Source organism: Acetanaerobacterium sp. MSJ-12 (assembly GCF_018917875.1).
Taxonomy (GTDB): Bacteria; Bacillota; Clostridia; order Oscillospirales; family Ruminococcaceae; genus Bittarella; species Bittarella massiliensis.
In genome coordinates, this window is record NZ_JAHLPK010000001.1 from 72,355 (window position 1) to 90,383 (window position 18,029).

The following is an 18,029-nucleotide window of genomic DNA, read 5'->3' on the forward strand; positions in this document are numbered from 1 at the left end:
GTCGGGGACTGTCGGCCGTCGTCTCGCGAAAGGACAGCAAGGGAGAAAGAGAGGGCGCTTCGCACAGTGGCGGAGCGTCCTCTCTTATCTAGGCAATCCGGCGGCTACCGGCTTTTGGCGGCGATGCACCGGGCCACAAAGGCGGCGGTGCCTGCGCCGGCTTTGTCCATGCTCTCGGCAAAGCGGGGGTCGGCGGCGTACATCTCCCCCAGGCCGGCCAGTATCTCGTCGGTGCAGGGGTAGTAGTGCGCGGTGATAAAGTCCTGCCAGCGCTGCACCGCGGCGGCGGCCTCCGGGCTGTCTGGGGCAACGTCCTCTGCCATCAGGCGGGAGAAGGCGGCGAAAATCTCCTCCATCTCCGCTGTGAGGGCGGCCCAGTCGTCGGGGGTGTAGGCGGCGGTGCGCCGCTGGCTTTCCCGGTAGGCATCGGTGTCGCCCCAGCGGGCGCGGGCTTCCTCGCGATAGGCCTCTTTGGCCCGATCGATTTTGTCCATTGAAAATTCCTCCAAATTGAGGGAGGCGTCCCCCTCCACCGCCCGGTCCAGCAGGGCCAGCAGCCCGTCCAGCCGCTGCCGCTTGAGCAGCAGCAGTTCCCGCTGGCGGCGCATGGCCTCCCTTCGGTCGTAGGCGGGGTGATCCAGAATGGCGGCGATCTCGCCGAGGGGAAAGTCCAGCTCCCGCAAAAAGAGGATCTCCTGCAGCCGCTCCCGCTCGGCCCGGCCGTAGAGCCGGTAGCCCGCCTCGGTCTTCTGGCCGGGGCGCAGCAGGCCGATGCGGTCGTAGTGGTGCAGCGCGCGCGCCGTGATTCCTGCCTGCCGGGCCACCTGGGCCACCGTCCACAGGGTCTCGTCCTCCATCCCAGATATGCCTCCTCTTTGCTGTTCTGTCTCGACCGGTCTGACTTTAGCATACCCTATGACGTAGGGGCAAGGTCAAGGGGGCAGCGAAAATTTTCGCAAAAACATTTTTGCATCGGCGGGGTGGATTGCGCGGCGGTGGACAGCGGCGGTATAATGGTAAAATAAAAGGGCTTCGGGGCGGTCGCCTGGGAGCGGCGAAAGGGGGGGGGAGAACCAGTGAAGATCGACTGCAGCATTGCTCTGGACATTCTGTCCATGGCCAACCTCTTCATCCTGCTGTTTGGCCTGCGGGGAAGAGAGCGGAGCGACAGGGCCGGCCGCGCCTACTTCCAGATCATTTTGCTGGTATTGGCCTTTTTGTCCCTGGATGTCGCCTATCTGGCCCTCTACGGCCGCCCCTGGGCCCGCGCCGCCATTGCCGCGGTCAAAAGCGCCTACTTTGTGGTGAATGCCGCCATTGTCTGGACCTGGGCGCGCTTTGTGCTGCACACCCTCTTCCCCGGCGCGGCGGGCGGGCACTCCGCCCTCTACACCGCCCTCTTTGCCGCGGACGCGGCCATCGTCTTGGTCAACTGTGTTTGCGGGTGGATGTTCTCCATTTCAGAGGAGGGCACCATCGTCATCGGCTATGTGGCGATGTGGGTGTTCACCCTCTTCAACTACCTCTCCACCGCCGCGGTGATGCTGCTCCTCTATAGAAACCGCAACTGGGTCAAGCGGGAGACCCTCCTCCCCTTTCTTCTCTTCCCCGTCCTCCCCCTCTGCGCGGAACTGGTGCAGATCGCCGTTCGGAGCGTCTCCCTCATCTGCACCTACGCCCTCTCCACCCTCATGCTCTACCAGGTCTCCCAGGGCAGCTTGATCTACACCGACGCCCTCACCGGCCTGGGCAACCGGCGGCTGCTGGACGAATACCTGGGCCGCTGGTTTGACGGCGCCGGTTCGGGGAAGGTCTGCGGGGTGATGATCGACTTAGACGGGCTCAAGGACATCAACGACACCCGCGGGCACCTGTGCGGCGACCAGATGCTGGTGCGGATGGCAGAGGTCATCCGCCGGAGTGAGCGCAAGGGGATGGTGGCCACCCGGTACGGGGGCGACGAGTTTGTGGTGGTCTGGCGGGATGGGGAGGAGCGGATAGGCGACCTGCTCCGCCGGCTGGAACAGGCCCGAACGGCCCTCAACGGCCAGTCGTCCGGCGAGGGCGGGCAGCTCTCCTTCAGCACCGGCTCCCTCTGCTGCGAAAGGGGCGGATTGGACGTTGCAGACTTCTTGCGCCGGCTGGACGGGGAGATGTACCGGGTCAAAAACGCCAAAAAACAGGGGGTCTCCCCTTCTGCTGCAGATCCCCCCTGCCCCCAATAAAACAAAAGCAAAAAGAGTGCCGAAGACCGGCACTCTTTTTTGGTTGCAATGGGGATTTATTCGGGCTGTACCAGGGCGATGGAGAGCTCCTCCAACTGGCTGGGGTCCACCGCGTCGGGGGCGCCGCTCATCAGCTCGCTGGCATTTTGCACCTTGGGGAAGGCGATGACGTCGCGGATGGAGGACTTGCCCAGCATCAGCATCACCAGCCGGTCGAGGCCGTAGGCCATGCCGCCGTGGGGGGGGACGCCGTAGGAGAAGGCGTCGATGAGGAAGCCGAAGCGGCGGTGCGCCTCCTCCTCGGTGAAACCCAGGGCCGCAAACATCCGGTCCTGCAGCGCGGGGTCGGAGATGCGGATGGAGCCGCCGCCCACCTCGCAGCCGTTGAGCACCATGTCGTAGGCGCGGGCCCGGGCGTGGGCGGGGTCGCTCTCGATCTTGTCCACGTCCTCCAAAGCGGGGGCGGTGAAGGGGTGGTGCTTGGCCACGTAGCGGTCCTCCTCCTCGCTGTACTCGAAGAGGGGGAAGTCGGTGACCCAGAGGAAGTCAAAGCGCTCGGGGTCGATGAGGCCGTGTTTCTCGGCCAGTTCGCAGCGCAGGGCGCCCAGGGCGGTCTGCACCGTCTCCTCGCTCTGGTCGGCCACCACCAGCAGCACGTCGCCGGGCTGCAGATCGGCCGCCTGGCGGACAGCCGCCACCTCCTCCTCGGTGAGGAACTTCTCAAAGCTGGAACTGGCGGTGCCGTCCTCCCCCAGCCGGGTGAAGGCGAGGCCCTTGGCCCGGTAGGTCTTGACAAAGTCGGTCAGCTTGTCGATCTGCTTGCGGCTCAGTTCGCCGTAGAGGCCCTTGGCGTTGATGGCCATCACCCGGCCGCCGGCCTCCAGCGCGCCGGAGAAGACCTTGAAGGTGCAGTCCTTCAGCGCCCCGCCCAAATCGCACAGCTCCATCCCAAAGCGGGTGTCGGGCTTGTCGCTGCCAAAGCGCTCCATGGCCTCGCGGTAGGGCATCCGCAGGAAGGGGGTCTGGATGTCCCGGCCCAGGATCTCCCGAAAGACGTACTTCATAAAGCCCTCGTTGACCGACATGACGTCGTCCTCCTCGACAAAGGACATCTCCAAGTCGATCTGGGTGAACTCGGGCTGCCGGTCGGCCCGCAGGTCCTCATCCCGGAAGCACTTGACCACCTGCATGTAGCGGTCAAAGCCCGAGAGCATCAGCAGCTGCTTGTACATCTGGGGGGACTGGGGCAGGGCGTAAAAGGCGCCGGGGTGCACCCGGCTGGGCACCAGGTAGTCCCGCGCCCCCTCGGGGGTGGACTTGATGAGCATGGGGGTCTCGATCTCCAAAAAGTCGTTGCGGTCAAAGTAGTCCCGCGCGGCCTTGACGATCTTGTGGCGGGCCAGCAGGGGGGCCATCACCTCAGGGCGGCGCAGGTCCAGGTAGCGGTAGCGCAGCCGCACCTCGTCCTTGACGTTGATGGAGTCGTTGATTTCAAAGGGCGGGGTCTTGGCCTTGGCCAGCACCCGCAGCTCGGTGACGTAGATCTCGATGTCGCCGTTTTTCAGGTCGGGGTTCTTGCTCTCCCGCTCCCGCACGGTGCCGGTGACGGCCAGCACAAATTCCGCCCGGGCAGAGAAGGCCTTTTCAAAGATGTCGCGGTCGGTGCCGTCGTCAAAGGCCAGCTGGACGATGCCGGTGCGGTCGCGCAGGTCGATAAAGATCAGGTTGCCCAGGTCTCTCTGTTTCTGCACCCAGCCGCAGACTTTTGCCTGCTGGCCGATCTGGGCGGCGGTGACTTCGCCGCAGTAACTGGTCCTCTTAAAGCCGTGAATGGTCTCCATCAGCAATTCCTCCTATTTTTCACACAGCAGGGCGGGCAGGGCCTCCAGGGTGGTCTCCTCCACCTGGCCGTCGTCCATCCGCTTCAGTTTGATCTGCCCGGTCTTGACCTCGTCGTCCCCCAACACCACCGTGTAGCGGGCGCCCAGCTTGTCGGCGTACTTCATCTGCGCCTTCAGGCTGCGGCCCTGCACGTCGCTCTCGGCGTGCAGCCCGGCCCGGCGCAGTCGCAGAGCCAGTTTCTGCGCCTCCACCGAGGCGCCCTGGCCGATGGAGGCCAGGAAGATGTCGCAGGCGGGGGGCGCGCCTAGGGAGGCGCCGTCCTGCTCCATCACCGCCAGCAGCCGCTGCAGCCCCACCGCAAAGCCGATGGCCGGGGTGGAGGGGCCGCCCAGGGTCTCCAGCAGGCCGTCGTAGCGGCCGCCGCCGCAGACGGTGCCCTGGGCGCCGATGGAGGTGGAGACAAACTCAAAGACCGTCTTGGTGTAGTAGTCCAGCCCGCGGACGATCTGGGGGTTGACGGTGAAGGGGATGCCCATGGCCGTCAGCCGCTCCTTGAGGGAGGCGAAGTGGTCGGCGCACTCGTCGCAGAGGTTGTCGATCCCCAGCGGCGCGCCCTTGGCCACCTCTTTGCAGCTGTCGTTTTTGCAGTCGAGGATGCGCAGGGGGTTTTTCTCCAGCCGCTCCCGGCAGGTGGGACAGAGGGAGTCGATGTGCTGGGCGAAATAGGCCCGCAGCTTTTCGTGGTAGGCGGGCCGGCAGTGGGGGCAGCCGATGGAGTTGAGCTCCAGGGCGATGTCGGAGATGCCCAGGGTGGTGAAGATGTCGGCCACCAGGGCGATCACCTCGGCGTCCACCGCCGGGTCCTGGCTGCCGAACACCTCGGCCCCGAACTGGCGAAACTCGCGGAAGCGGCCCGCCTGGGGCTTTTCGTAGCGAAAACAGCTGATGAGATAGCTCAGTTTCAGGGGCAGGGGGTTGTTGAGCAGGCCGTGTTCCAGCACGCAGCGGGCGACCCCGGCGGTCCCCTCCGGCCGCAGGGTGATGGAGCGCCCCCCCTTGTCAGTGAAGGTGTACATCTCCTTTTGCACGATGTCGGTGGTGTCGCCCACCCCCCGGTCGAAGAGGCCGGTGTGCTCAAAGGTGGGGGTGCGCACTTCCGAAAAGCCGTAGCGGCGGGCCAGGTCCATCAGCTTGCCCTCGATGAAGTGCCACTTGTAACTCTCCTGTGGCAGCACGTCCTGGGTGCCGCGGGGGGCGGTGGTGATCAGTTTTGCCATGTTGGTTTCCTTCCTTTCTCTCGGGCGGTTTGATGGGGGCGAACAAAAATAAAAAGAACCCCATCCCCAAAGGGACGAGGTTCGTACTCGCGGTGCCACCCTTGTTGGAGGGGACGCTGTGCGCCCTCTCCCACTCAAGACCCGGTAACGGGGGTCAAACGGGACCCCCTCTCGCCGCGGGCGATTGCGGGGGACCGGCTCCCAGGACGTCGTTCAGCGCGGCGGCCCGGTCCCCCTTGCAGCCGATGGGGGGACTCTCTCGGCGGGCGTGATCGCGCCTACTGCTCCTGTTCGCAGCCATTTTTCTGTCGGTTTTCAGTATAATCCAAACCCCGCAAAAGCACAAGGCCCCGGGGCAAAAAAAGCGGTCTCTCGGCGGGAAAAGCCTATTTGGGGTTGACGATGTTGCGCCAATCCAGGTCGCCCCGGTCCAGGCCGTGGATCAGCACCTCGGCGGTGGCCATGTTGGTGGCGACCGGGATGTTGTGCACGTCGCAGAGCCGGAAGAGGTTGTCGTCCCCCTCCCTGTTCTTGCGCTGGGTGATGGAGTCGCGGAAGAACAGCACCAGGTCGATCTCGTTGGAGGCGACCAGCGCCGCGATTTGCTGCTGGCCCCCCTGGGCCCCGGCCAGATACTTCTGGATGGGCAGGCCGGTGGCCTCTGCCACCAGGCGGCCGGTGGTGCCGGTGGCGCAGATGTTGTGGCGGCTCAAGATCCCGCAGTAGGCGATACAGAACTGAACCATCAGTTCTTTTTTGGAGTCGTTGGCGATGAGCGCTATGTTCAAAGTAGACCCTCCCGTCTAATTATTCTCTACTGTACTGCCAGGGGAACCTGCTCCCCCTCCAACCGCCTGGCGATGTTTGCAAAGGCGGTGGCGGCTTTCCCTTCCGGCAGGGCGCGGCCGGACACGGCCGCCAGGTGCAGGGCGGTGCTCTCGGGCAACACCCCCAACAGCCGGGCCCCCACGGTGTCGATGACCTCGTCCAGGTCGGAGATGGGGCCCCGCGCTACGGCCTTGGCGTCCACCCGGTTGATGATGAGGCGGCGGCGGGTGATGCCCGCCTCTGCCAGCAGGTCGCAGACCACACCCCCGTCCCGCGCGGAAATGGGGTCGGGGGTGGCGACGATCAGCGCCGAGCGGGCGGCGGTACAGCCCACCTTGAAGCCGTAGCCGATGCCCGCGGGCGCGTCCAAAAAGGTGTAGTCGTAAAACCGGTCCAGCCCCTGGCAGAGCCAGGCCAGCCGGTGGGGCTCGATGCGGTCCTCCGGGGAGAAGGGGGCGCAGAGAAGTTGCAGGTTTTTGCAGAGGGGGGAGGAGACGATGGCCTCGCTGGGCTTGACCCGGCCGGCCGTCACGTCCCCCAGGTGGTAGACCGTCTGCTCGGAGATGCCGGCGATCACGTCCAAAGAGCGCAGACCGGTGTCCAGCTCGATGATGAGGACCTTTCGCCCTCGCAGGGCGAGGGTCAACCCGGTGTAAAACGAGACGGTGGATTTCCCCACCCCGCCCTTGCCGGAGGTGACCAGCATCAGTTCTCCCATCGCTTCCCTGTCCTTTTTGCCTTAAAATTATGGCTTTTGCCCAATTTTTTCAAGAAAAGCCCTATTAGCATTGTAGCATAGCGAAATTGGTTCCGTCAAATTTTTCTGCGCGCCCCCTGGAAAAGGGGACCGCCTGCCAAACCCCGGTCAGCCCTGGGGCTGCTGGGTGTCGGCGGCAGGGGCCTCCTCCTGCCCGCTGTCGGCGGCGCTTTCCTCCTGCGGGGGGAAGAAGTAGGCGTTCATGATGTCCCGCGCCAGGGTGGGCAGATAGACGCTGTCGCCGCCGTGCTCGATGATGATGCAGACGGCGATTTCGGGGTCGCCCACCGGCCCGAAGCAGATGAACACGGCGTTGGGGCTTCCGCCGGGCACCTGGGGGGTGCCGGTCTTGGCGCCCACCGTGTAGGTGTAATTGGCAAAGCCAGAGCGGCCGCTGCCCACCCTCGCCACGGCCACCATCCCGGCCTCAACGGCGGCAAAGTCCTCCTCTGAGACGTCCACCTTGGTAGACTGAACGGGGGTCTCGTAGACCGTTTCGCTGCCGTCGTGCCGCTCAATGCTCTTGACCACGTGGGGGGTGTAGTGGGTGCCGTGGTTGGCGATGGTGGCGGCGTAGTTGGCCAGCTGCAGCGGGGTGACGGTGGTGTAGCCCTGGCCGATGCCGGCCTGGATCACGTCGCCCGGGCCCCACTTCTCGGTGGGGTTGAGCTGGGATTTGACGTCGGGGCTGGAGATCTGGCCGGAGGATTCGGCCAACTCGACCCCGGTCTTGACCCCCAGGCCCAGCTGGTTGGCGATCTTGCCGATGGGGTCGATCCCCACCCGGCGGGCCACGTCGTAAAAGTAGATGTTGCAGGAGACCTGCAGCGCCCTCGTCAGGCTGATGTTCCCGTGGGTGCCGAGGCACTGGGGCTGGTAGTCGCTGTAGTAGGTGTAGGTGTGCCCGCAGTAGACGGTGGAGGAGGGGGTGATGATCCCCTCGCTGAGCCCTGCCAGGGCCACCGCGGGCTTGAAGACCGAGCCGGGGGTGTAGGTGCCCTTAAAGGCCCGGTTGTAGAGGGGGCGGCGGCTGTCCTCCAGCAGTTCGGTGTAGTTTTTTTGAAAGGTGTTCACGTCGTAGGTGGGGGAGTTGACGGCCGCCAGGATCTCGCCGGTGCGGGTGTCGATGACCACGGCGGTGCCGGCGTTGGCGTCCCGCCCCTTGTCCACCCCCTTGGTGGCGGCGATCTCCTTGATTTTGGCGTCCAGCAATTCCTGCACGGTGGCCTGCAGCCGGGCGTCGATGGTGAGGCGGACGGTGTTGCCGGCCACCGGCTGCTGCACCTCCTCCACCGAGAGGATGTTGCCCTGTTTGTCACGGGAGACCTGGGTCTTGCCCGGGGTGCCCTTTAAATAGGATTCGTAGAGCTTTTCAATGCCGTCTTTGCCCACGGTGGCGTTGAGCTTGTACCCCTGCTGGGAGAGCTCGGTGTACTCCTCGGCGGAGATGGGGCCGATGTAGCCCAGCAGGTGGGGGGCCAGGGTGCCGCCCGGGTATTCCCGCACCGTGTCCTCGACGATGTCCACCCCGGGGTAGGTGACGTTTTTCTCCTGCACCATGGTGACGGTGGTCATGGACACGTCCTCGGCAAAGGTGTAGGGGGTGCCGTTGGAGTAGCCCCGCTCCACCATCTCGTAGCGCACCCCGGCGATCTTGCGGGCGGTGGCCCGGTCGTACTCCTGCAGGTCGTAGGTGTCGATGAGTTTGTCCATCACGTTCTCGGCAGTGGCGTAGACGTTGAGGTTGTTCTGCCGCTTGACCTTGGCGATGGTGGCCTCCACCTTCTCCTCGGAGGGCTCATCCTCCCCGTCGGGCACCTGGTAGGGGGCAAAGGCGAAGGGCTCGGTGAGGGTGATGGGGAGGGTGTCGTTCCAGCTGTCGCCGTTTTGCTCTAAGATCTCGATCATGGCGAGGATGGTGGCGTTGAGCTGGTCGGCGGGCAGGTAGAGGCGGTTGAACTGCACGTTGAAGCACATGCGGTTGCGCGCCAAGGCCACGCCGTTGCGGTCGACGATCTCCCCCCGCGCCGCCTCGGTGGTGTTGGTGTAGACCGAGGTGGAGCGGTTGAGCTCGGCGTACTCCGCCCCCTTGACGATCTGGGTCTTAAACAGGGAGACCGAAAAGAGCCCCCCCACGAGAAGGATGAGGATGGCCAGGTAAAAGAGGCGGTTTTTCAGCAGGTTTCGCAAGGAAGGTCCCTCCTTTTGGCGCGCCCGGCGGGCAGGCGGGGCTTACTCCTCCACGGCGTAGCGGCGGGCGATCCGCCGGGCCAGCCAGAAGAGGGGCGGGCAGTAGACCAGGGTGTACCCGGCCATGGGCAGCAGGGTGTGCAGCAGCAGGTAGAGGCTGCCCCCCTGGTAGAAGATCAAGAAGTTGAAGAGGTAGTCCAGCCCCACCGCCACCAGCAGGGCGACGGCGCAGGCGAGGGTGAAGTTGACGGTGTTCTGCCGGATCCAGAAGAGGAAGCAGAAGCTGACCGCCACGCAGAGGACGCAGAGGATGATCCCGAAAAAGCCCGAGATGCGGGAGGCGGACAGGTCCCACATCAACCCGGCCAGGGCGCCGAAGATGGCGCCCGCCAGCTCGTTTTCGAGGACGGCCACCGCCAGGCAGACCGGTACCACCAGCACCGGCTGGATGGAGCCGATGGCCAGCAGCCCCGGCGTGGTCTGCACGATGTAGCAGAAAAAGAGCAGCAGGGCGTAAAAGAGCCACTTGAGAAAGCGCTCTTTCCCCTTTTTGGTGGGCATCTCTCGCCCCCCTTTCCCTTCACAAATCGGTGTTCTTGCAGGCGATTTTGCCCGGCGGCATCAGTAGGCTTTGACCACCATCACCGAGGTCACCTCCGACGCGTTCACCGCCGGCTGCACCACCGCGTATTTGGAGATGCCGGAGGACTCCATCTGCACCTCCAGCACGGTGCCGATGAGCAGGTCGGCCGGATAGGTGCCCCCCAAATCGGAACTCATCACCAGCTCGCCCGCCTTCACCTCCGAGGTGGGGGCCAGGTAGCGTAGCTTGGTCTTCCCCTCCTGGGCGAGGGCCACGTCCCCCTCCACCATGCCGGGGTCCCGGCTGGCGGTGGCGGTGGCCCCCACCTTGAAGGCCGGGTCCAGCAGGGTGGTGACCACCGCGTAGTTGGGCCCCACCTCGCTGATGATCCCCACCATCCCCGCCTGGGTGATGACCGGGTCCTGCAGGGCAATGCCCTGGTCGCTGCCCCGGTCGATTTTAAAGGAGTAGAAGCGGCTGCCGGAATCCCGGGCGATGACGCTGGCCGCCTCCATCTCAAAGGTGGGGTGCTCCTCCTGGATCTGCAGCATCTCCCGATAGGTCTCGTTCTCGCTCTTGTAGCGGTCCAGGTCGGCCAGCTGCCCCTGCAGCTGGCGTACCTGTTGCTGCAGCTGGGTGTTCTCCTCCAGCAGCTCGTCGGCCAGGGTCAGCCGGTCAAAGAAGCCGCCGAACCAGCCGGTCACCGCAGAGGAGACGGCCTGAAAGGGGGTGGAGACAAAGCCGATGGCCTTGCTCGCCACCGAGCTGAGGGTGCCGCTGTATGCGGCCTGGATCATAAAGCCCAACAGAAGGGCCAAAACGCAGAGGATTACCTTGAAGCGGGTGGTCTTGAAGAAGTCACGCATGGCCTTCCCTCCTACCGACAGGTTGTGGAAAACGGTCTAAAATAGGCGGGCCGACGGCGGGCGCTCGTCGCCCTGGCCGCCATTTCCCGCCTATCCGTTTACATGGGTTGCCGGATCGCCGATCCGCGGCGGCCCCTTCCCTCAAAGAGGGCGCGCCCGATCAGTAGCTGCTGTCGCCGTCGTCGGACAGCACTTCTTTGAGCAGATCCAGGTTTTCCAGCACCTTGCCGGTCCCCTCGGCCACGCAGTCCAGGGGGTTCTCGGCAATGTGCACCGGCATCCCGGTCTCCCGGGTCACCAGTTCGTCCAGCCCCCGCAGCAGCGCGCCGCCGCCGGTCAGGGTGATGCCGTGGTCGATGATGTCAGAGGCCAGCTCGGGAGGGGTCTTTTCCAGGGTGGTCTTGATGGCGTCCACCACCTCCTGCAGGGGGGCGGCCAGGGCCTCGCGCACCTCTTTGGCGCTCAGGGAGATGTTCTTGGGCAGCCCGTCGGCCAGGTCGCGGCCCTTGATCTCCACCTCGCCCTCGCCCTCGTAGGAGGAGGCCGAGCCGATCTCGATTTTGATCATCTCGGCGGTGCGCTCGCCGATGAGCAGGTTGTAGGCCCGCTTGACGTAGTTGATGATGGAGGAGTCGAACTCGTCCCCGCCCACCCGGACGGATTTGGCCGAGACGATGCCCCCCAGGGAGATGACGGCCACCTCGCTGGTGCCGCCGCCGATGTCCACCACCATGCTGCCCATGGCCTCGGCCACCGGCAGCCCGGCGCCGATGGCGGCCGCCATCGGCTCCTCGATCACCGACACCTGCTTGGCGCCGGCCTTGAGGGCGGCTTCCCGCACGGCGCGGCGCTCCACTGCGGTAACCCCGGAGGGGATGCAGATGATGATGCGGGGGCGGGCGAACATCTTGCCGTTAAAGACCTTTTTGATGAAGATCTGCAGCATGCTGGTGGTGATGTCAAAGTCGGCGATGACGCCGTCTTTGAGGGGGCGCACGGCCACAATGGAGCCGGGGGTCCGGCCGATGACGTCTTTGGCCTCCTGCCCGACGAAGCGGACGGTGTCAGTCTTTTTGTCCACGGCGACCACCGAGGGCTCCCGCATGATGATCCCCTTGCCCCGCATGAAGACGAGGGTGTTGGCGGTGCCCAGGTCGATGCCGATATCGCGTGAAAACATGGAAATACCCCTTTCAAAGCGCGCGCCGAAGAGTGCGGGCGGGCGCCTGATGTTGTCAAAAAAATTGGTTCCCCCTGCCAAAATGCAGGCAGGCCATATCTTTTCCTATTATAAACGCTGGCCGGGCAAACCTCAACTGGATTTTATGAAGATTTTCCAACAATTTGGCCCTGCCGGCCCCTTTTTCCCAGAGAGAATGCCCCGGTTGGGTAGCCGGCAAGCGGCCGGGGGCAAAAATCTGCTTATTTTGGCGCGGGCAGCTCCTGCAGCGCCTGGCAGAGGTGGGCCACCGGCAGCCCCAGCACGGTGAAGTAGTCCCCCTCCACCCGCTGGCAAAAGGCCGCCGCCGCCCCCTGGATGCCGTAGGCCCCGGCCTTGTCAAAGGGCTCGCCGGTGGCCAGGTACCGCTCGATCTCCCAGTCGGCCAGGGGGCGGAAGGTCACCCGGCAGCTCTCCACAAACGAGCGGCCCTCCCCCTGTTGCAGCAGGCAGACCCCGGTGTGCACCCAGTGGTCCCGCCCCGAGAGGGCGCGCAGCATGGCGCGGGCCCCCTCCTCGCCGTGGGGTTTGCCCAGGGCCCTGCCGTCGAGGTCCACCAGGGTGTCGCAGCCCAGGACGGTGTGGCCGCCCCCCAGCTCGTCCAGCACCGCCTGGGCCTTGATGCGGGCCAGGTGGGTCACCGCCTCCCGCGGGGGCATGGGGCGGGGCAGGGTCTCGTCGGCCCCGCTGACGCGGATGGAAAAGTCGTCGGTGATCAGGTGCAGGTACTCCTGCCGCCGGGGCGAGGAGGAGGCCAGCACCAGGTGCAGGTGTTTGCAGTCGTACATCCCGTTTCCCCCTCTCACAGCGCCCTAGCGCTTTCCGGTGGAGCCGAAGCGCCCCTCGCCCCGGCCGGTGGCCGCCAGTTCCTCCACCTCCTGGATGGGGGGGGTGAAGATGGGGGTCAGCACCAGCTGGGCGATGCGGTCCCCGTGGCGGACGGTGTAGGGGGCGTCAAAGGTGTTTTGCAGCGAGACCAGCAGCTCGCCGGTGTAGTCGGCGTCGATGACCCCCACGCAGTTGGTGGGCACCACCCCGTGGCGGACGGCCAGCCCGCTGCGGGCGTAGATGAGCCCCACCATCTGGCCGTGGGGCATCCCCACGGCGATCCCGGTGGGGAAGATGTGGGCCTGGCCGGGCGCAAGGGTGATCTCCCCCTCCTCGGGCAGGCAGGCGCACAGGTCGTACCCGGCGCTGGATTCGGTGGCGCGGCGGGGGAGGTTTGCCCCCTCCCGCAGCCGTTTGATCTGCAACTTGTCCAATGGCTTCTCTCCTCGCTTGTGGCGGGCGCTAGACCGCCCGGAAATAGAGCCCCCGGGTGTACCCGCCCTGGGGGGTGCTGCGCTGCCCGGCGGCGTAGCGGCGGATGGTGGGGGCGATCTCCCCCGGGGCCTCGACGGTGAACCAGAGCAGCTCGCTGTCGGCCAGGGCCAGGGCGTCCCGCCGGTCGCCCATGTCCAGGGGAAGGCAGTTGAGCAGCTGCGACCAGCCCCCCTGGCACAGCAGGGGGAAGAGGCGGCCGGTGCGGTCCACCACCCCGCCGGTCCGGCGGCAGGCGGCGCAGCCGCCCCGGTTTTGCAGGGGACAGGCCCGCAGGTTCATCACCGGCAGCCGCCCGTAGCCCAGGGCCCGCAGAAAGACCGCCTGGGGGAACTGGGCGATCTCGGCGGCCTGCACCTCGGGCGAGAGGGTCGCCCGCACGGCCCCCATCTCCTGCAGGGCGAGGGCGGCGGGGCCGGAGAAACAGCTCAGCCCCGGACCGGCCGTCACCTCTGCCCCGCAGCCGCGCAGCAGTTCCAGGTGGGCCAGGTTGTCCCCCTCGACCCGGGGCAGGCCCCGGGCCGCCCAGCGGCGGGCCCGCTGGGCCTCCTCCCCCTCGCCGGTGAAGAGGAGCCGGGGCAGGCAGCCGGTGAGTTTGGGCAGCAGCTCGTCCAGAAAGGGGGCCAGCCGCCGGTCCTCCAGCGCCCGCAGGGGGAGGAGGATCTCGTCCAGCAGGGGCCAGGCCTCCCTCGCCCCCAACAGCTGCTCCACCGTCTCGAAGCGGGCGGCCAACTGCCGCCGGGCCGGGCGCCCCCTGCGGCAGGCGGGCAGGTCCACCGGGCACTCCCGCCGCGCAGGAGCTGGGGCGGCGCAGCGCTCGGCCAGCTCCCCGTAGACCTGCCGGCGCAGGGCGTTGCAGGCCGAGACGGGGACAAAGAGCCCCTCCTCCACCTCGCAGCTGCCCTCGGCCAGGGAAAAGGGGGTGTCGCCGGTCTTTTCCAGGCAGTGCAGCAGGGCCTCGCGCCCGGTGGGCTTGGCCCTCGCCTCCTGGGCGGGGACCGAGCCCTGAGCCCGCGCCTCCCCACAGCGGGCGGTCAGGGTGAGCCCCTCCCCCCGGCGCAGGGTGAAGCGGGCGCGCAGGGGCAGCTTGTCCCCCCGCTCCCGCCGGGGGAAGAGGGGCTCGGTCGCCAGCCGGGCTAGGGCCTTTTGGCTGGCCCTGGCGTCGGCCTCCCGCCGGTGGCCGAACATCTGCGGCCCGATGGTGCCGGTCAGATAGCCGTCGGTGAACCCGCTGCGGGAGAAGAGGTCTTGCAGCAGGGCCTTGTCGTACCCCTGCCCCGCCCGGGCGCGCCAGATGGCGGCGGTGACCTGCCCCACGTACTCCGGCCGCTTGAGCCGCCCCTCGATTTTCACCGAGGCGACCCCCAGCGCCTGTAGCTGGGGGAGGTGGTCGATGCCGCAGAGGTCCTTCAGGCTCAAATCGTAGCGGTCGCCGGCCCCGCCGGGGAGGGCGGCTGCCTCCTCCGGCGAGGAGACGGCGCAGAAGGGCAGCCGGCAGGTGCCCGCGCAGTCCCCCCGGTTGCCCGAGCGCCCGCCGATGACGGCGCTCATCAGGCACTGGCCCGAAACCGACATGCACAGCGCCCCGTGGATAAAGACCTCCAGCTCCAGCGCCCCCTCCCGAGCGATGGCGGCGATTTCCTTTAAAGAGAGTTCCCGCGCCAGGATGGCGCGGGAAAATCCCAGCCGCGCCAACTGCCGCGCCCCGGCCGGGGAGTGGATGCTCATCTGGGTGGAGCCGTGCAGGGGCAGGTCGGGGAAGGCCCGGCGCACCAGAGAGACGAGCCCCAGGTCCTGCACGATGAGGGCGTCGATCCCCGCCCGGTAGGCCTGGCGCACCACCTCCAGCGCCCGCGGCAGCTCGCTCTGGCGCAGCAGGGTGTTCAGGGCCAGGTAGACCTTGACCCCCCGCCCGTGGCAGTCGTCCACCGTGCGGCCCAGCTCCTCCTCGTCAAAGTTCTGGGCGCCGCTGCGGGCGCTGAAGCGCTTGGCCCCCAGGTAGATGGCGTCGGCCCCGTTGAGGATGGCCGCCCGGGCCTGGGCGGGCCCCCCGGCGGGGGCGAGGATCTCGATGGGCGCCATCACTGGATGTCCAGCCGGGTCTTGAGGGAGGCGATCTCCCGCTTGAGCCGCTCGATCTCCCGCTTCTGCTCCTCGCACTCGATGCGGGCCTTGGCCGCATCCTCCAAATAGTCCTTGATCTGCAGCCGCATGTTGTCGGTGCTCTCCTGGGCCTTGACGCTCTCGTCCAGGTGGTCCAGCGCCGCCAGCACCGCGGCGGTCATCACCGAGATGCGGGGGTTTTGCGCCATCATCTTCTTCAGCTCGGCGTCCAGCTTCCGGGCCAGGTTCAGCACGTACTCCTCGTCCTCGTTCCCGGCGATCACGTAGTCAATGCCGCAGATGGTGATTTTGACTTTGTTCATTGCCCGTCTCCTCCTTGTTGCGCGTCCCTGTATGGCGGGGTGTTGCTGTGCCTTTTTCTTTTCCCCGCAACGGCAAAAATGCCATGACAGATTGAATCGGACCCAGACAAAATGGGTCGAACCTATCATAGCACAGTTTGCCGCAGATGTGTGAAGTTTTTGCAAAGGGAGAAGGGGCAAAAATGCCCGCCTAGGCGATGGAGAGGACGGCCAGCATCGGCCCCAATTTTTGATAGGCCCCCTCAAAGCCGTCCAGGGGCAGTGGGTTCTCCCCCAGCCCCACTTCCAGGGTGTAGCCGGGGCGGCCGGTCTCCTGAATAAACCAGTCCTTGAACCCGGCGTGGGAGGCGGTCCCCCCCGGCTGGGCCACCCGGTAGCCCCCCACCGAGGCCAGCATCTGGGCGACGAGGGCGCTCTGCTTGGGGGTGCGGGGGCCGTACTGGTAGTAGATCTCCTCCCCCTGGCTGTGCAGGGCCACCACCTGCCGCGGGGCGTAGAGGCGGCAGAAGTCGGCCAGGGCCCGGGTCTCCGGCTCGGAAAAGGGGAAGGGGCCGCCGTACTTGGTGGGCCCCGGCAGGTAGATGCCGGTCTGCTCCACCTGGCGGCGGGCGATGTCGAAGCCGGCGTCGAAGTTGTGGTTGAGGTCCACCCCCCGAGCGTTGGCCTGCCAGTGGCTCAAGTCCCCGCCGCAGTGGGCGAAGACAAAGGTGCGCAGGGGGCCGGCGGTGTCCACGCCCCCCACCCAGAGCTCCAGTCCGTCGGGGTTGAGGCAGGGGATGAAGAGGAGCCCCCGCTCCCCGATGGCCTTGCCCATGGGGGTGTCATAGGGGAAGGTGCCACTCTCCAAGCTCTCGAGCACCTCTTCGCAGAAGCGAAAGCACCCCAGCACCCCGTAGTACTCGGTGGCGTGGGTGCCGCCCACAATGCAGGTGGCGCTCTGCAGGTTGCCCACCCCGATGGCGTAGATTTCCCGCCCCAGCCAACTGCGGCCAATGGAGAACACCTTGGCGGCCGGGTAGCGGATGGCGATCCTGGCAAACCGGGCCATGGTTGTGGTATACTGTGGATATTCCTTGTAAAACAGGTCGGTCATGACGTCACCTCCCTGCAGTATATGCGCCCTTTGGGCGCAACTTGCCCGGCGGGGGGCGGCTGGCCGCCGAGCTCGATGCGCGATGGAGGGATTGTCCCATGAAACTAAACGAGACGACTGTGGCCCAAAACACGGTGTTTTCCGGCCGCATCATCACCGTCCGCGACGACGAGGTGGTGCTGGAAAACGGCAAGCGCACCCGGCGGGAGGTGGTCTACCACCACGGCGGGGTCTGCGTGGTCCCCTTTGACGGGGAGAACACCTATCTGGTGCGGCAGTTCCGCTACCCCTACAAAGAGGTGGTGCGGGAGTCCCCGGCCGGCAAGTTGGAGCCGGGCGAGGACCCGCTGGAGTGCGGCAAGCGGGAACTGGAGGAGGAGCTGGGGGCGGTGGCCGGCCGCTACACCGATTTGGGCCGCTTCTACCCCTCTCCCGGCTACACGTCGGAGGTGATCCATCTCTACCTGGCGGAGGAGCTCTCCTTCACCCAGCAAAACCTGGACGAGGACGAGTTCTTGGAGGTGGAGAAACTGCCCCTGCGCCGGGCGGCGGAGCAGATCCTCTCGGGGGAACTGGTGGACGGCAAGACCCAGGCGGCCATCCTCAAGGCTGCGGCCCTGCGGGGACTTTTGGGGGAGAGCGACCGATGAACTGGCTGGACAAGCTGGAGCGAAAGGCCGGCCGCTTCTGCATCCCCCGGCTGATGTGGTACCTCTCCGGGCTGATGCTGGTGGTCTTTCTCATCGACCTGCTGCTGCCCCAGGTCGGCTTTTCGGGCTACCTGATCTTTGACCGGGCGCTGATTTTGCAGGGGCAGGCCTGGCGGCTGGTGAGCTTCCTCATCGTCCCCCAGGGAAACACCGTCTGGGTCCTCTTGAGCCTCTACTTCTACTGCGTCCTCAGCGACGGGCTGGAAGCCTGCTGGGGCAGCTTCAAGTTCAACGTCTTTTACCTGGTGGGGGCGGTGGGGGCCATCCTCTCGGGGATGATCACCGGCCTGGGGTGGAGCGCCTACCTCAACATGTCCATCTTCCTGGCCTTTGCCCTGGTCTACCCCGAGTACGAGGTCAACCTCTTCTTCCTCCTCCCCATCAAGGTGAAGTACCTGGGCTTTTTGGGGGCGTTTTACTACTGCATCGCCCTCATCGGCGGCAGTTGGTCGACCCGGCTGTCCATCGTCATGGCCTTTTTGAACCTCATCCTCTTTTTCGGAGGGGACTTCTGGGGCCGCATCAAAAGCCGCTGGAAATACCGGGAGAGCCGCAGGGCCTTTCGCCAGTACCAGCAAAACCGGCAGCGGGGCCCCTGGGGACAGTAGGCGGCCGTCCGCTGCGACAAGGGGGATACGGGGCTAGACGGCGCTGTACAGAACAGAAAAGGGGGCCTGACACGGCGGGTTTTCC

The 18,029-nt window shown here is 66.1% G+C and carries 17 protein-coding genes; 3 read left to right on the forward strand and 14 right to left on the reverse strand.

The annotated features are described in order from the left end of the window. Positions 1–104: 104 nt before the first annotated feature. On the reverse strand, positions 105–857 hold the full coding sequence (locus KQI11_RS00340) for a MerR family transcriptional regulator (RefSeq protein ID WP_216400666.1): 753 nt from the start codon (positions 855–857) through the stop codon (positions 105–107). Between the two features lie 219 nt (positions 858–1,076). On the opposite strand from KQI11_RS00340, the gene KQI11_RS13385 reads away from it, so the two are divergent. Continuing rightward, positions 1,077–2,225 (forward strand): GGDEF domain-containing protein, encoded by a 1,149-nt coding sequence (locus KQI11_RS13385; RefSeq protein ID WP_216400667.1) that lies wholly within the window; start codon positions 1,077–1,079, stop codon positions 2,223–2,225. A 56-nt stretch (positions 2,226–2,281) separates the two neighbouring features. Here the strand turns inward: KQI11_RS13385 and aspS are convergent, their stop codons facing one another. From aspS to KQI11_RS00410, 13 genes are all read right to left on the reverse strand, one after another. After that, on the reverse strand, positions 2,282–4,066 hold the full coding sequence (gene aspS / locus KQI11_RS00350; RefSeq protein ID WP_243164327.1) for an aspartate--tRNA ligase: 1,785 nt from the start codon (positions 4,064–4,066) through the stop codon (positions 2,282–2,284). A gap of 12 nt (positions 4,067–4,078) precedes the next feature. Beyond that, complete coding sequence (hisS, locus tag KQI11_RS00355; protein WP_286172408.1) at positions 4,079–5,344, reverse strand: histidine--tRNA ligase; 1,266 nt, start codon at positions 5,342–5,344, stop codon at positions 4,079–4,081. 386 nt (positions 5,345–5,730) lie between these two features. After that, the gene (locus KQI11_RS00360; protein ID WP_185915391.1) at positions 5,731–6,132 is read right to left on the reverse strand and encodes a methylglyoxal synthase; all 402 of its coding nucleotides are present in this window, start codon (positions 6,130–6,132) and stop codon (positions 5,731–5,733) included. 26 nt (positions 6,133–6,158) lie between these two features. Beyond that, positions 6,159–6,890 (reverse strand): nucleotide-binding protein, encoded by a 732-nt coding sequence (locus KQI11_RS00365; protein ID WP_216400668.1) that lies wholly within the window; start codon positions 6,888–6,890, stop codon positions 6,159–6,161. 147 nt (positions 6,891–7,037) lie between these two features. Continuing rightward, the gene (locus KQI11_RS00370) at positions 7,038–9,119 is read right to left on the reverse strand and encodes a penicillin-binding transpeptidase domain-containing protein (protein WP_216400669.1); all 2,082 of its coding nucleotides are present in this window, start codon (positions 9,117–9,119) and stop codon (positions 7,038–7,040) included. 42 nt (positions 9,120–9,161) lie between these two features. Next, positions 9,162–9,680 (reverse strand): rod shape-determining protein MreD, encoded by a 519-nt coding sequence (gene mreD / locus KQI11_RS00375; RefSeq protein ID WP_216400670.1) that lies wholly within the window; start codon positions 9,678–9,680, stop codon positions 9,162–9,164. Positions 9,681–9,740: 60 nt separating this feature from the next. After that, a complete protein-coding gene (gene mreC / locus KQI11_RS00380; protein ID WP_216400671.1) occupies positions 9,741–10,568 on the reverse strand; it encodes a rod shape-determining protein MreC in 828 nt (275 codons plus the stop codon). Positions 10,569–10,728: 160 nt separating this feature from the next. Then, complete coding sequence (locus KQI11_RS00385) at positions 10,729–11,748, reverse strand: rod shape-determining protein (RefSeq protein ID WP_021658302.1); 1,020 nt, start codon at positions 11,746–11,748, stop codon at positions 10,729–10,731. 242 nt (positions 11,749–11,990) lie between these two features. Further along, entirely contained in the window at positions 11,991–12,575 is a 585-nt protein-coding gene (locus KQI11_RS00390) for a Maf family protein (RefSeq protein WP_216400672.1), read from the reverse strand. Between the two features lie 24 nt (positions 12,576–12,599). Further along, a complete protein-coding gene (gene dut / locus KQI11_RS00395) occupies positions 12,600–13,049 on the reverse strand; it encodes a dUTP diphosphatase (protein WP_216400673.1) in 450 nt (149 codons plus the stop codon). A 28-nt stretch (positions 13,050–13,077) separates the two neighbouring features. After that, on the reverse strand, positions 13,078–15,189 hold the full coding sequence (locus KQI11_RS00400; protein ID WP_216400674.1) for a U32 family peptidase: 2,112 nt from the start codon (positions 15,187–15,189) through the stop codon (positions 13,078–13,080). After that, complete coding sequence (locus KQI11_RS00405) at positions 15,189–15,533, reverse strand: cell division protein ZapA (RefSeq protein WP_059003115.1); 345 nt, start codon at positions 15,531–15,533, stop codon at positions 15,189–15,191. Before KQI11_RS00405 ends, KQI11_RS00400 begins: the two co-directional genes overlap by 1 nt. A 190-nt stretch (positions 15,534–15,723) precedes the next feature. Further along, positions 15,724–16,626 carry a M14 family zinc carboxypeptidase gene (locus KQI11_RS00410; protein ID WP_059003117.1) on the reverse strand — a complete coding sequence of 301 codons (903 nt, stop codon included), beginning with the start codon at positions 16,624–16,626 and terminating at the stop codon, positions 15,724–15,726. Positions 16,627–16,724: 98 nt separating this feature from the next. Here KQI11_RS00410 and KQI11_RS00415 point away from each other — a divergent pair, with 98 nt between their 5' ends. Beyond that, positions 16,725–17,276, forward strand: a complete 552-nt coding sequence (locus KQI11_RS00415; protein ID WP_216400675.1) for an NUDIX domain-containing protein — start codon at positions 16,725–16,727, stop codon at positions 17,274–17,276. Next, on the forward strand, positions 17,273–17,944 hold the full coding sequence (locus tag KQI11_RS00420; protein ID WP_216400676.1) for a rhomboid family protein: 672 nt from the start codon (positions 17,273–17,275) through the stop codon (positions 17,942–17,944). The genes KQI11_RS00415 and KQI11_RS00420 overlap by 4 nt, the downstream gene beginning before the upstream one ends. Positions 17,945–18,029: the final 85 nt, after the last annotated feature.